The sequence below is a fragment of the Tomitella fengzijianii genome (assembly GCF_007559025.1).
In the GTDB taxonomy this organism is placed as follows: domain Bacteria; phylum Actinomycetota; class Actinomycetes; order Mycobacteriales; family Mycobacteriaceae; genus Tomitella; species Tomitella fengzijianii.
Genome location: NZ_CP041765.1, coordinates 1109507 through 1122325, shown reverse-complemented (window position 1 = coordinate 1122325; position 12819 = coordinate 1109507). Strand labels below are relative to the sequence as shown.

At 70.9% G+C, this 12819-nt stretch carries 14 protein-coding genes and 1 tRNA gene; 8 read left to right on the top strand and 7 right to left on the bottom strand.

Annotation, left to right across the window (positions count from 1 at the left end; genetic code table 11):
- Positions 1 to 15: 15 nt before the first annotated feature.
- The 4 genes from purB to purD all read right to left on the bottom strand — a co-directional run bounded on the left by purB (position 16) and on the right by purD (position 4866).
- Positions 16 to 1425: an adenylosuccinate lyase gene (gene purB, locus FO059_RS05175; protein ID WP_143910455.1), complete on the bottom strand. Its 1410-nt coding sequence runs from the start codon at positions 1423 to 1425 to the stop codon at positions 16 to 18.
- 92 nt (positions 1426 to 1517) lie between these two features.
- A complete protein-coding gene (locus FO059_RS05170) occupies positions 1518 to 2156 on the bottom strand; it encodes a TetR/AcrR family transcriptional regulator (protein ID WP_143906937.1) in 639 nt (212 codons plus the stop codon).
- Between the two features lie 110 nt (positions 2157 to 2266).
- Complete coding sequence (locus FO059_RS05165) at positions 2267 to 3484, bottom strand: pyridoxal phosphate-dependent aminotransferase (RefSeq protein WP_168226648.1); 1218 nt, start codon at positions 3482 to 3484, stop codon at positions 2267 to 2269.
- Between the two features lie 110 nt (positions 3485 to 3594).
- Positions 3595 to 4866, bottom strand: coding sequence for a phosphoribosylamine--glycine ligase (purD, locus tag FO059_RS05160; protein WP_143906934.1), 1272 nt, complete (start codon positions 4864 to 4866; stop codon positions 3595 to 3597).
- 154 nt (positions 4867 to 5020) lie between these two features.
- Here purD and FO059_RS05155 point away from each other — a divergent pair, with 154 nt between their 5' ends.
- From FO059_RS05155 to bfr, 4 genes are all read left to right on the top strand, one after another.
- Positions 5021 to 5449, top strand: coding sequence for an HIT family protein (locus FO059_RS05155; protein ID WP_143906931.1), 429 nt, complete (start codon positions 5021 to 5023; stop codon positions 5447 to 5449).
- Positions 5450 to 5526: 77 nt separating this feature from the next.
- Positions 5527 to 6246 carry an ABC transporter gene (locus FO059_RS05150; protein ID WP_143906929.1) on the top strand — a complete coding sequence of 240 codons (720 nt, stop codon included), beginning with the start codon at positions 5527 to 5529 and terminating at the stop codon, positions 6244 to 6246.
- Positions 6247 to 6425: 179 nt separating this feature from the next.
- Positions 6426 to 6623, top strand: coding sequence for a (2Fe-2S)-binding protein (locus FO059_RS05145; protein WP_143906927.1), 198 nt, complete (start codon positions 6426 to 6428; stop codon positions 6621 to 6623).
- A gap of 133 nt (positions 6624 to 6756) precedes the next feature.
- Positions 6757 to 7227 (top strand): bacterioferritin, encoded by a 471-nt coding sequence (bfr, locus tag FO059_RS05140; RefSeq protein ID WP_143906925.1) that lies wholly within the window; start codon positions 6757 to 6759, stop codon positions 7225 to 7227.
- 129 nt (positions 7228 to 7356) lie between these two features.
- Here bfr and FO059_RS05135 read toward each other — a convergent pair.
- Positions 7357 to 7429 (bottom strand) — tRNA-Thr (locus FO059_RS05135).
- A gap of 130 nt (positions 7430 to 7559) precedes the next feature.
- Between FO059_RS05135 and FO059_RS05130 the strand changes: the two genes are divergently transcribed.
- The 4 genes from FO059_RS05130 to FO059_RS05115 all read left to right on the top strand — a co-directional run bounded on the left by FO059_RS05130 (position 7560) and on the right by FO059_RS05115 (position 11461).
- Positions 7560 to 7946: a nuclear transport factor 2-like protein gene (locus FO059_RS05130; protein ID WP_143906923.1), complete on the top strand. Its 387-nt coding sequence runs from the start codon at positions 7560 to 7562 to the stop codon at positions 7944 to 7946.
- Positions 7947 to 8079: 133 nt separating this feature from the next.
- Positions 8080 to 9546, top strand: coding sequence for a threonine/serine exporter family protein (locus tag FO059_RS05125; protein WP_143910454.1), 1467 nt, complete (start codon positions 8080 to 8082; stop codon positions 9544 to 9546).
- Positions 9547 to 9770: 224 nt separating this feature from the next.
- Positions 9771 to 9950 (top strand): hypothetical protein, encoded by a 180-nt coding sequence (locus tag FO059_RS05120; protein ID WP_199257066.1) that lies wholly within the window; start codon positions 9771 to 9773, stop codon positions 9948 to 9950.
- A 56-nt stretch (positions 9951 to 10006) separates the two neighbouring features.
- Entirely contained in the window at positions 10007 to 11461 is a 1455-nt protein-coding gene (locus tag FO059_RS05115) for an alpha,alpha-trehalose-phosphate synthase (UDP-forming) (protein ID WP_233266901.1), read from the top strand.
- A gap of 13 nt (positions 11462 to 11474) precedes the next feature.
- Here the strand turns inward: FO059_RS05115 and FO059_RS05110 are convergent, their stop codons facing one another.
- Positions 11475 to 12131, bottom strand: a complete 657-nt coding sequence (locus FO059_RS05110; protein WP_143906919.1) for a hypothetical protein — start codon at positions 12129 to 12131, stop codon at positions 11475 to 11477.
- The gene (locus FO059_RS05105) at positions 12128 to 12814 is read right to left on the bottom strand and encodes a hypothetical protein (protein WP_143906917.1); all 687 of its coding nucleotides are present in this window, start codon (positions 12812 to 12814) and stop codon (positions 12128 to 12130) included. Before FO059_RS05105 ends, FO059_RS05110 begins: the two co-directional genes overlap by 4 nt.
- Between the last annotated feature and the right edge of the window lie 5 nt (positions 12815 to 12819).

Genomic DNA, 12819 nt, shown 5'->3' with positions numbered 1-12819 from the left:
GGTACATCCTATCCGCTAGAGGATGGAACCCGGGGTGTAGGCGGCCGCGGCCGGATCCGAATCGACCAGTTCCTGCACGCGCGCGACCACCCCGGCGGTCTGCGCGCCGGCGGCCCCGATGAACGCGGCCTTGTCCGCGAGCGCCGCTTCGAGACCGTCACGGTCGAGAGGAAGGCGGGGGTCTGCGGCGAGGCGATCGACGAGGTCCGGCTCGCGGCCTTCCTCCCGCATCGCCAACGCGACGGCCACCGCGTGCTCCTTGATGACCTCGTGGGCGGTCTCGCGCCCCACACCGGCCCGCACCGCGGCCATGAGGATCTTCGTGGTGGCGAGGAACGGCAGGTACCTGTCGAGCTCCTTGCCGATCACGGCGGGATACGCGCCGAACTCGCCGAGCACGGTCAGGAAGGTCTCGAAAAGCCCGTCGATGGCGAAGAAGGCGTCCGGCAGCGCCACGCGCCGCACGACGGAGCAGAACACGTCGCCTTCGTTCCACTGTGCGCCGGCGAGTTCCGCCGCCATCGACGCGTAGCCCCGCAGGACCACCTGCAGCCCGTTGACCCGTTCGCACGAGCGCGTGTTCATCTTGTGCGGCATCGCCGACGAGCCGACCTGGCCAGGCTGGAAACCCTCGGTGACCAGCTCGTTGCCGGCCATCAGCCGGATCGTGTGCGCAAGCGACGACGGCCCCGCGGCCACCTGGACCAGCGCGGAAAGCGCATCGTGGTCGAGGGAACGCGGGTAGACCTGGCCCACGCTGGTGAACACGTGCGGGAAGCCGAGGTGCCCGGCCACGCTCTCCTCGAGCCGGGCGAGCTTGGCCGCGTCGCCGCCGAGCAGGTCGAGCATGTCCTGCGCCGTGCCCATCGGCCCCTTGATGCCCCGCAGCGGGTAGCGGTCGATGAGTTCGCGCAGCCGCGTGAGCGCCAGAAGCAGTTCGTCGGCCGCCGATGCGAAGCGCTTGCCCAGCGTGGTCGCCTGCGCCGCCACGTTGTGGCTGCGGCCGGCCATCACCAGCGTCGAGTACTGCGCCGCCCGCTCGCCCAGGCGCGCGGCCACCGCGATACCCCGCCGGTACACGTGCTCGAGGGAATCGCGCACCTGCAGCTGCTCGACGTTCTCGGTCAGGTCGCGGCTGGTCATGCCCTTGTGGATGTGCTCGTGCCCCGCGAGCGCGTTGAACTCCTCGATGCGGGCCTTGACGTCGTGGCGGGTGACCCGCTCGCGTGCCGCGATGGACGCCAGGTCCACCTGTTCCAGAACGCGCGAATAGTCGTCGAAGGCCCCGGCGGGCACCTCGATGCCCAGCTCGGCCTGTGCGCGGAGCACCGCCAGCCACAACCGCCGCTCGGCGACGATCTTGCGCTCGGCGGACCACAGGCGGACCAGCTCGCCGCTCGCGTACCGCTGGGCGAGGACGTCCATGATCACGGGAGGCGCCGCGGGGGCTGCTGCGGGGGAGGCTGCGGGCGAGAAGGAAGGGGAGTCTGCGTGCGTCGAATCGGCCACGCCGCCCATTATGCGGGATCGGCGGCGGCGCCCCGCACCTCCCCGCCCGCCAGCGGCGGAGCGAAGACGCCGAGCACGGGAAGCAGCGCGTCGCGGGTGGCCGCGTGCAGGTCGGCCGAGGTGTCGAGCAGGCCGGCCAGGATCGTGCCGTTGATGATCGCGGTGATGCCCGCCATGCCCTCGGGTTCCGCCCGGCGGCGACACTTGCGCAGCACCTCGGCGAGCATCCACCCGTACGGCCGGGCCAGGCCCAGCTGCAGTTCGCGCAGGCCCGGCACGCGCGCGGAACCCGTCAGGCGCTCGTAGCGCGCGATGAGCATGTCGCGCTCCACTACTCCGCCGGGCGCGGCGAACAGATCCGCGAGCAGATCCGCTGTGGCGGGGCCGCCCCGGCGCCGCACCGTGATGCGATCGACGAGGTCCTGCATGCGCTCGTGCTCGTGCAGCGAGCACTTCTCGATGGCACTGGCCACGAGGTCGTCGATGGAACTGAAGTAGTAGGTGGTGGCGGACAGGGGCACGTGCGCCCGCTCGGCCACGGCCCGGTGGCGGATGGCGCTGATGCCGCCCTCGCGCAGCAACTCCACTGCGGCGTCGACCAGGCATCGGCGCCGCAGCTCCCCCTTGCTCGTGGATGCGGTCGGCATGGCGCAATAGTGTCATAACCCGACGCCGTGCACGCCCCGCTCCGCGCATGCCGATGTCCGCCTGCGCGGAAATGCGACGCCACGATCCGGACGCTCGTCCGGCAGCGCGCTCAGGCGCGGTGCGGCAGGTAGCTGCCCATCCGGTCCAGCGCCTCCGCGATCTCCTCCTCGGCCCCCGCGAAGCTCATCCGGATGGTGGCGCCGCCGCGGCGGGTGTCGAAATCCACACCCGGGGTGACGGCGACGCCCGTGTCCCGCAGCAGGCCCGTGGACCACCGCAGCGAGTCCCGGGTGAGGTGACCGATGTCGGCGTAGACGTAGAAGGCGCCGTCCGCGGGCGCCAGGTCGCCGATCCCGATCGACGGCAGCCCCTCGAGCATCAGGGCCCGGTTGCGGGCGTACCGGCGCACGTGCGCATCCAGTTCCGCACGCGATTCGGGCGAGAAGGCGGCGACGGCGGCCACCTGGGAGAGCGCGGGCGGGCAGATGTTCATGTTGCCGGTGAGCCGGTCGACCGCGCGCCGCAGCCCGCGCGGCACGAGCATCCAGCCCAGACGCCACCCCGTCATCGAGAAGTATTTGGACACCGAGCCCATGACCACGGCCTCGCGGGACGTCTCCCAGGCGCTGCTGGTCGGCGGCAGCGCCTCCGCACGGCCCGCAGGGCCGTCCGGGGCTGGGCCGTCCGGGGCTGGGCCGCCCGGGGCTGGGCCGCCCGCGTCCGCCCCGGAGGAGAACTCGATCCCGTGGTAGATCTCGTCGGAGACGAGCAGTGTGCCGTGCTCTTCGCACCAGCGGGCCAGCGCGGCCAGACCGGCGGGATCGATCACGGTGCCCGTGGGGTTGGCGGGGCTCGCGACGATGAGCCCCGCGGGCGCCGCCCCCGCCCGGCGTGTGTGCTCTTCGAGCATCTCCACCGTGGGCTGGAACCGGGTGTCGGCCCCACAGTCGATCTCCACCACGCGGCAACCCAGGGCGGCCAGCGTGTTGCGGTAGGCCGGGTATCCGGGACGGGCCATCACGACCGTGTCCCCGGCATCGAACGCCGCCAGGAAGATCAGCGTGAATCCTCCCGAGGACCCGGTGGTGACGATGACGTCGTCCGCGTCCACGGCCACGCCGGAACGCTCGTGGTGGTACCGGGCGATGGCCTCGCGCAGTTCCGGGATGCCCAGCGCCTCGGTGTAGCCGAGGAGGTGCGATCCGAGCGCCTCTCGCGCCGCGGCGAGCACCGGTGTGGGGGCGGGCGTGGACGGCTGCCCGGCGGCCAGGCTCACCAGATCTCCGTGCGCGCGGGAGCGCTCTCCCGCCGCTTTGAGCACGTCCATGACATGGAAGGGCTCGATGCCTGAGCGCCGCGACTGTGTGACCACGCCATGACACTAGCTCGTGCCGCGGCGCACTCCCGGCCCGCGTGGCCGCTCCCGGCCCGGCACCCCTAGACGCTGATGCGCCCCTGCTCCGCGGCGAGTCCGATGTCGGTGCGGTGGTGGGCCCCGGGGAGGTTGATCTGTGCCAGGCGTGCGTAGGCCGCCGCCCGCGCCTGCGCCAGATCGTCCCCGGTGCCGGTGACGTTCAGGACGCGCCCGCCCGCCGAGACCAGCCGGCCATCCTCACCTCGCGCGGTGCCGGCGTGCAGCACCGCCGTCCCGTCCGGACCGTCCGCGAGCCCGGCCCCGCTGATGACGTCGCCGGTGCGCGGGATGGCGGGGTAGTTCTGCGCGGCGAGCACCACCGTGACCGCCGCGCCGGCGCGCCATTCCAGTGGCGGCAGGCCGGCCAGGGTGCCGTCGGCCGCAGCAGCGAGCACCGCGCCCAGCGGCGTGCGCAGCAGCGGCAGGATCGCCTGCGTCTCCGGGTCGCCGAACCGGCAGTTGAACTCCACCACCGCGGGCCCCTCGGAGTCGATGGCGAGCCCCGCGTACAGCAGCCCGGTGTAGGGGCAGCCGCGGTCGGCCATCTCCGCGGCCACGGGGGCGACGACCTCGTCGACGATCCGGTCGGTCATCTCCTGCGGCAGCCAGGGCAGCGGCGCATAGGCGCCCATGCCGCCGGTGTTGGGCCCGGCGTCGCCATCACCAGCGCGCTTGTGATCCTGTGCGGGCAGCAGCGGGACCACGGTGCGCCCATGCACCAGGCAGAAGAGCGAAACCTCGGGCCCGGACAGGAAGGATTCCAGCAGCACCGGGTGCCCGCCGTCGAGGACCGCGGCGGCGTGTGCGCGCGCCTCCTCGAGGTCGGCCGTGACGACAACGCCCTTGCCCGCGGCCAGGCCGTCGTCCTTGACCACCCAGGTGGGGCCGAATCGGCCGAGCGCGGCGTCCAGGTCGCCGGCGTTGTCCACGGACTCGGCGCGCGCGGTGCGCACCCCGGCCGCGGCCATGACGTCCTTCGCGAACGCCTTCGACCCCTCGATCCGGGCCGCGGCGGCCGACGGCCCGAAGCAGGCGATCCCCGCCGCCCGCACCGCGTCCGCGACGCCGAGCACCAACGGCACCTCGGGCCCGACGACGACCAGGTCGGCGGCCGTGTCCCTCGCCAGCCCGACGACGGCGTCGCCCGACGCCGCGTCCACAGGCAGGACCTGCGCCCGGGCGGCGATGCCCGCGTTACCGGGGGCGCAGACGACCGCCTCCACTGCGGGGTCGTCGGCGAGAGCCGACACGAGGGCATGTTCACGGGCTCCGGAGCCGATCACGAGTACGCGCACCCGGACAGACTACGTGGACCGAGGTGCGCCGACGCACCGGTGCCGGGCTCGGGAGGGAGCCGTCGGGGCACGCGGTCGGGGCGCGCAGTCGCGGCTACGGAGACGTCGGCGGGCGCGGTAGCGGGATGGACCGCCATCGGCGATGCTCGTACGCATGGCAACCGTATTCAGCAAGATCATCGCCGGCGAGATCCCGGGCCGGTTCGTCTGGTCGGACGACCGGGTGGTCGCCTTCCTGACCATCGCCCCGGTCGCGCAGGGCCACACGCTCGTCGTCCCGCGCGACGAGGTCGACAACTGGCAGGACGTCGACCCGTCGCTGTTCGCCCACTGCTCGACTGTCGCTCAGCACATCGGGAAGGCCGTGTGCAGCGCGTTCGATGCGCCTCGCGCGGGGATGCTCATCGCCGGATTCGAGGTGCCGCACCTGCACCTGCACGTGTTCCCGGCTGCGGACATGTCGGGGTTCGACCTGTCACTGGCGGATCCGCAGGCCCCGCCGGAGCAGATGGACGTGGCAGCCGAGCGGATCCGGGCCGCGCTCCGGGCCCAGGGCCACGGCGCGCAGGTCGCCGGCGCCTGAACCCGCGCCGCCCCGGCGGGTCGCCGGAGCATGGTCGCCGGAGCATGGACTGCACGCCGCTCGGTTAATGTTTCGGCATGGGATTCGTCGACCTGATCACTCTTCCTGCCAAGGTCGCCGTGGCCGCGACGCAGGCGACCCTCGGCATGGGCCAGCTCGTCGCGCCCGACGGACCGCTGCGCCGGCCCGGCGGGTACGCGGACCAGTTCTCCGCCGTGGTGGGCCCGGGCGGGCTGGCCGAGCAGATCAACAAGCTCCTCACCGACCCGAACGGCCCCATCGCACTGCTGCAACGGCTGGCGGAGGTCACCGCGAACGACCGCCCGCTGGGCCAGGCGATGGCGCCGGGCGGCGCCCTCGACAGGGTGCTGTCCGAGGAGGGGCCGGTGCAGCGCCTCGCCCGGCCCGGCAGTCCCGTCGACCGTTTCCTGCGCGAAGGCGGCGGGCTGGACCACCTCGTCGCCGCGGACGGCCCCATCGACCGCCTGCTCTCCGACGGCGGCGCCCTCGACCGCATCACGGCGGAGGGCGGCGTCATCGACCGCATCCTGGGCGAGGACGGCCTGGCCGAGCGCCTGCTGGCGGAGGAGGGCTTCGTGGAGAAGCTCACCGCCGAGGGCGGCACCCTCGACCAGCTGGTGGATCTGGGCGACACCATCGACCGGCTGCACGACGCCGTGATCACGCTCAACGCCGCCGTCGAGCCGCTGACCGAACTCGTCAACCGGATCCCGGGCGGCCGCCGGCGGAGGTCCGTGCGCGACGTCTACACCGAGATAGAACACGACCCGCACTGACGCGCGGGCGGGCGCGGACATGCGGTCCGTCTCCCGCCAAGCGGAATTGAGACTCACATCACACGAGAATCGGGCCCATGCTTGTTAAAGTATGGGCAGGCTAACCTGAGCCTGCCAGCCCAGGGCGGACCGTCGGCATCGTTCCGGCAGGCCGCACCCGACGACCGTGGAGGATCCCGATGTATGTGTGCATGTGCCACGCCTTCACGGACGAGGACATCCGGGCACAGATCGCCTGCGGTCACACCTCCGTCAACAAGATCGGCCGCAGCTGCGGAGCCGGCCGCGACTGCGGCGCGTGCGTGAAGAAGATTCAGGCGATTCTCCGGTCGAAGCCCGCTGAGGGTGGGACGATCGAGCTGAAGATCGCGGGCTGACCGGCCGGTCTCGCACTAAGGCGCATCCGCGCCCCGGATTCTTGTACTGTTTCCAGTACTCGACTCGGTGTCGCGGGCGGCCTTGCCTCGCTGTCGGCGGCACGTGTCATCCCACCCCCACGAGGAGGACACGATGCAGGGCGACAAGCAGGTCATCGACTTTCTGAACGAGCAGCTCACCGCCGAGCTCACCGCCATCAACCAGTACTTCCTGCATTCCAAGATGCAGGAGGACCGAGGCTGGGCGCGCCTGGCCTCCCACACCCGGGCCGAGTCGATCGACGAGATGAAGCACGCGGAGATCCTCACCGACAGGATCCTGTTCCTCGACGGCCTGCCGAACTACCAGCGGCTCGGCGTCATCGCCATCGGCCAGACCGTCAGCGAGATGTTCGAGGCGGACAAGCAGATCGAGGTGGCCGCGGTGGACCGCCTGCAGCGCGGCATCGAATACATGCGCTCCGTAGGCGACGTCACCTCCGCCCGGATCTTCGAGACGATCCTCGAGGACGAAGAGGAGCACATCGACTACCTCGACCGGCAGCTGGACTTGATCAACCAGCTCGGCGAACCGCTCTACCTGTCCACCCACGTCGAGTCCTGATCGCCCCCCTCGGAGGGGCGCACTGCCGAGCGGGGTGGAGGCGGCAGGCAGGAAGCGCCGGCCGCGAGACACGGTCCGAGCACGGCGAAACGCCAGGTCACCACCTGCTGCGACCTGGCGTTTCGGCGGAGCTGGAGACGAGACTTGAACTCGCAACCGCCCGATTACAAGTCGGGTGCGCTACCAATTGCGCCACTCCAGCACCGGCCCGGTCCGCCGGACCGCATCACATCGTAGCCGTCGGACGCCTGCGCGCGGAATCGCCGTCGCAAGTCTGCGGATCCGCGCCGGGAACAGTGTGCGCCGCCACCGGACCCACTACGGTTGACGGCATGAGCACAACCGCCTACGCCACTGCCCTCGCCTGGCAGGAAGCCCTGACGTCCGGGGACATCGACACCCTTCTGGAGTTATCCAGCGACGGCATCGAGATCGCCGGCGATCACGGCGGCGGACAGGGCCTCGCAGTGCTCAACAAGTGGGCGTCCGAATCCCACACCACGATGACCCCCGAGCGCGTGTTCATGCGGGGCGATCTCGTCGTTTCGGAAAGCGTCGCCAGCGGCTCGGCGACTCCGGGCGAGGCGCCGGACTCCCGCACCATCGCCGCGGCTTTCCAGATCACCGGCGACCAGGTCGGCTCCGTGTTCGTGCACCCGGACCTCGCCAGCGCCTTTGCCGCGACCGGACTCGGGGACGGGGATCTTGTCGAAGACTGACAGCGCCGAACCAGCCGACCCCGCCGGGGTTCAGCCTCCGGACCCGCCGGGGTCGACTCCTGCGGACGTCGGTGGCGCCGCGGCCTCCGCACCGACGGCCGTGGCACCTCCGCGGCGGTCGCTCGCGCAGCGTCTGACCCGCCGCAAGGATCTGCGCCGCCCGCGCAAAGTGCGTCGTGCCACGGTCGATACGACGACGCCGCCGCCGTCGCCGCTGCAGCCGATCGATCTCACGGACGACACCGCCGTCACCGAGGTGCTCCGCCTCGCCATCTGGGTGGGCGAGGTCCTGATGGCGTCGGGCACCGGCGCCATCGACACACAGATCCAGGTCCGCCAGGTCGCCGCGGCGTACGGCCTGGCGGAGTGCGACGTGGACGTCACCTTCAACTCGATCGCGATCAGCGCCCGCCGCGGGTCGACGCTGCCACCGGCCGGGTCGATCCGGATCGTCGAACACCGTTCCCACGACTTCAGCAGGCTGGCGGCCATCGACCGGCTGGTCCGGCGTATTCGCGTCGGCGCGGTCAGCCCCGTCGAGGCCCGGAACGAGCTCGAATCGATCACCAACTCGCCGCATCCGTACCCTCGCTGGGTTTCGACAGTGGCGTGGGCCGGAATGGCCGGCGCCATCGCGGTGTTGCTGGGCGCGGGCGTGATCGTCGCGTCGGTGGCGCTGCTGTGCACCATGGCGATCTACCAGACCAACCTGGTGCTCAACAGAGTCGGGCTGCCGTACTTCTTCCAGCAAATCGTCGGCGGATTCATCGCCACGATCCCTGCGGCAGGGCTCTACTCCGCGCGCGACGCCATGGGCCTGGACCTGCGCCCTTCCCTGGTCATCGCCTCGGGGATCGTGGTGCTGCTGTCCGGCCTCTCCGTGGTCGGCTCGGTCCAGGACGCCATCACCGGCGCCCCCATCACCGCGTCGGCCCGGTTCTTCGAGCTCCTCATGATGACAGCGGGCATCATCGTCGGCGTGGCGATCGGTCTGCGCGTATCCGATGCGGTCGGCCTCACCCTCCCGCCGATCAGCGCCGCGCAGTACTCCGGGGACCTCACCCGCATCCCGGTCCAGGTGATCGCGGGCGCCTTCGCCGCCGGGTTCTTCGCGTTGGCCTGTTACGCGGAGGCGCGCGCGGTGAGCGTGGCCGCCGCGGCGGGCGCGGTCGGCAGCCTGGTCTACACGGTGCTGCAAATCTGGGCCACCGGCCCGATCATCGCGGCGGGCACCGCGGCCACCGTCGTGGGCGTCGCGGGCGGCCTGCTCGCCCGCCGCGCGCTGACCCCGCCGATCATCGTCGGCATAGCGGGCATCACCCCGTTGCTGCCCGGCCTGTCCCTGTATCGCAGCCTGTACTCATTCCTTTCCAACGAACCGCTCACGGGCTTAAGCGGACTCGCGACCGTGTTCGGCATCGGCAGTTCCCTCGCGGCAGGCGTGGTGCTCGGCGAATGGGCGGCCCGCACCATCCGCCGGCCGCGAATAGTGCGCGCCGCGGCGTTGCCCAAGCCCATCGTCCGGCGCATCGGCCGCGACATCGGACATGGCCGAGAACACACGGAATCGAAGTGGCGGAACAAGCGAACCGTCTCCTAGAGTCGTACTGATCCGCGCCCCGCCCGCACCTTCGTGTCGCAGCGGTCGCGCGGCCTCCGCGCTCCGGACGAGCGGCGTCGGCTCTGTGGGCATGCGGCTGCGGCCGGAACGGCCCTACCGCAGGCCCCTGCCCGGGTCTCCGCCCACACGCTCACCGTCCACCCCGCGCGGGCCACTACCGACACAACCAGTCACAGGCCAACACCCCTAATATGGAGGAACCGATGGCGGCACGAACCACCGGCGAAAGCGCCGCGCAGGAACTCGACGAGGATCTCGCACCGCTGGCGGACGAGACCGCGCACCAGGCTCAGCGCGTCGTCGCCGCATTCGCAACGGATGCGGCGGAGTGCCGCATGTTCCTGTCGATGCTGGGGATCGACCCGCAGCCCCGCGAAGAATGACCTGGCACCATCGGTGTTGACCCGACCGCCGTCCGGCGGTCGGCGCAGACGACGGTGTGGAGGCCCGCGTGAGCGAGAAGGACGTCGGTTCGGACTTCGTCGTCGTGGCCAACCGGCTTCCGGTGGACATGGTCACCGGCGCGGACGGCGCGCCTGAGTGGCGCCGCTCCCCCGGCGGTCTGGTCAGCGCACTCGAACCGGTGCTGCGGAACAACTCCGGCGGATGGGTGGGCTGGCCCGGACAGGCCGACGCCGACGTCGCCCCGTTCGTCGAGGACGGCCTGGAACTCCACCCGGTACGGCTCGACTCCCTCGACTACGAGCGCTACTACGAGGGATTCTCCAACGGCACGCTGTGGCCGCTCTACCACGACTTGGCCGTCAAGCCCATGTACCACCGCGAGTGGTGGGACAGCTACGTGGACGTGAACAGGCGGTTCGCGGAGGCAACAGCGAAGACGGCCGCCCCCGGGGCCACAGTCTGGGTGCAGGACTACCAGCTGCAGCTGGTGCCCCGCATGCTCCGCGAGCTGCGCCCCGACCTCACCATCGGATTCTTTCTGCACATCCCGTTCCCACCCGTGGAACTGTTCATGCAGCTCCCGTGGCGGCGCGAGGTCGTCGAGGGCATGCTGGGGGCGGACCTCATCGGGTTCCAGCTGCCCGGCGGCGCCGACAACTTCATGATCCTCGCCCGTAAACTGCTGGGCCTGCCGACCAGCCGCGGGTACATCCGCCCGCTCGCGCGCCACGGCTCGATCACGCACGAGGGGCGTACGGTGCGCGTCGGCGCATTCCCCATCTCCATCGACTCGACCAGGATCGATCGCCTCGCCCGCAGCCGCACCGTCCGCGACAGAGCCGCGGAGATCCGCAGGCAGCTCGGCAACCCGGGGGTGATCATGCTCGGCGTGGACCGCCTGGACTACACCAAGGGCATCGACATGAGGTTGCGCGCGATCGGCGAGCTCCTCCAGGAGGGACGCCTGGACCCCTCGGACACCGTGATGGTGCAGTTGGCGACGCCCAGCCGGGAACGCGTCGAGCAGTACGCCATCATGCGGCGGTCCATCGAAGAGCAGGTCGGCCGCATCAACGGCGAGTACGGCGAGGTCGGCAGCACGATGGTGCACTACATGCACCGGCCGGTGGGGCGTGAGGAGCTCACGGCGTTCTTCGTGGCGGCCGACGTCATGCTGGTGACCCCCCTGCGCGACGGCATGAACCTGGTGGCGAAGGAGTACGTGGCGAGCAAGGTGCGGCTGGACGGGGCACTCGTGCTCAGCGAGTTCGCCGGCGCCGCGTCCGAGTTCAAGCAGGCCTACCTGGTCAACCCGCACGATATCGAAGGCGTCAAGAACGCGATGGCGGCCGCCGTCTCGCAGGACCGCGAGTCGGGCCGGCGCCGTATGCGCGCGCTGCGCAGGCAGGTGCTGGCGCACGACGTCGACCGGTGGGCACGGATGTTTCTCGAGGTCCTCAGGTCGACCTCCACGCAGGAGCCGCAATAGGCCCGCCGCCCGGTCAGAAAGCGATGCGCTGCACGTCGCTGATCAGCCATTTTCCGTCCGTGTTCCCCAGCGAGACCATCATCTGGCTGGGCGTGAACGCCGTCTGGTCGGCGCCCTCCGTCTTGGCGACCTGGTCCATGAACACCAGCACCTCCGCCGAGTCGTCCGAGAACCGCACCGGAGCCGCCCCCACGACCGTCGCCGCCACCGAGGCCTTCTTCTCCTTGGCCGCCGGAACGAGCTGAGTGGTCACGTACTCGCGAAACTCGTCCTGGAAGTCCCCGGTCAGCGCGTTGGAAGCGTCGCCGAGCTGCTGCTCGGCCTTGTCATAGGTGTATCCGAAAATCGATTCGGTGCCGCTCACCGCTGCCCGGACCGCCGCCGTCGCCGGCCCGGTCCCCCGGCCCCACACCACGGGGGCGCCGGCCCCGTTGGAGGCGGGGTCCGCGTCGTCCTCCGGTGTCCGCCCGATGGCTGCGGCCGCATCGGTGTGCGACGCGTCTTCGGAGAAGTATCCCCACGCGAGCCAGCCCACCACGGCCGCCAGCGCCACGATGACCGCCACCGTCGCGGCCCGCAGCAACAGCCGTGCACGGCCCCTGCGCGGGTTGTCGAACGTCCCGCCTTCGTCGATCGGGTCGGTTCCGGTCAGCTCGTCGTCCACCGTCACGGCACCTGCTCCAGATTCGACACCTTGTAGTCGTTCCCGTCCTTCTCCAGCGTCACCCGGAGGCGGAACCCGCGCTGCGACGCCTCCGGCAGCGCGGAGTTCTGCACGTCCGTGGACACCACCACCAGAACCGTCGCGGTGTCGCCCTTGATCGACTCGAGCCCCGATTGCACGATCGTGCCCTTCGAGGTCGCATCCGCTTTGCCGACGAGGGTGGCGAACTGCCCCTGCGCGGACTGGTAGTCGTCGTGGAAGGACCCGGTGGAGTTCGCGAGCACCTCGTCCGCGTTGGCCTTCACCGTGTCCGGGTTGACGTTGGTGACACCCAGCACCACCTTCTCCGCGACATCGATGGCCGGCGACTGCAAAGCGCTCTGCACGCCGCTGCCGGAGCCGTTCGAGTCCGTCGCCCCGTATCGCTGCCACAACAGCAGGCTCATCGCCACAAGCAGAGCGACGATGACGACCCCCGATACGACGGGGAACAACCAGCGGGGCCCTCGCGCCCGCCCCGCTTCCGCGACGTCGGCCGATGCGAGCGTGTCCTGTGCTTCGGCGGTGTCGATCGCTTCGGCGGTGTCGTTCGCTTCGGCGGTGTCGTTCGCTTCGGAATCGACGTGGGCGCCGTCTCCAGCGCGACCGTCGTCGCCGTCGCCACGCGCGCTTTTACGCAGTCCTATCAATTGCC

Coding starts and splice junctions, on each gene's coding strand:
- purB (WP_143910455.1), bottom strand. CDS start 1,425: ATGGACGTCCTCGCCCAGCGGTACGCGAGCGGCGAGCTGGTCCGCCTG.
- FO059_RS05170 (WP_143906937.1), bottom strand. CDS start 2,156: ATGCCGACCGCATCCACGAGCAAGGGGGAGCTGCGGCGCCGATGCCTG.
- FO059_RS05165 (WP_168226648.1), bottom strand. CDS start 3,484: ATGGACGTGCTCAAAGCGGCGGGAGAGCGCTCCCGCGCGCACGGAGAT.
- FO059_RS05155 (WP_143906931.1), top strand. CDS start 5,021: ATGGCAACCGTATTCAGCAAGATCATCGCCGGCGAGATCCCGGGCCGG.
- FO059_RS05150 (WP_143906929.1), top strand. CDS start 5,527: ATGGGATTCGTCGACCTGATCACTCTTCCTGCCAAGGTCGCCGTGGCC.
- FO059_RS05145 (WP_143906927.1), top strand. CDS start 6,426: ATGTATGTGTGCATGTGCCACGCCTTCACGGACGAGGACATCCGGGCA.
- bfr (WP_143906925.1), top strand. CDS start 6,757: ATGCAGGGCGACAAGCAGGTCATCGACTTTCTGAACGAGCAGCTCACC.
- FO059_RS05130 (WP_143906923.1), top strand. CDS start 7,560: ATGAGCACAACCGCCTACGCCACTGCCCTCGCCTGGCAGGAAGCCCTG.
- FO059_RS05120 (WP_199257066.1), top strand. CDS start 9,771: ATGGCGGCACGAACCACCGGCGAAAGCGCCGCGCAGGAACTCGACGAG.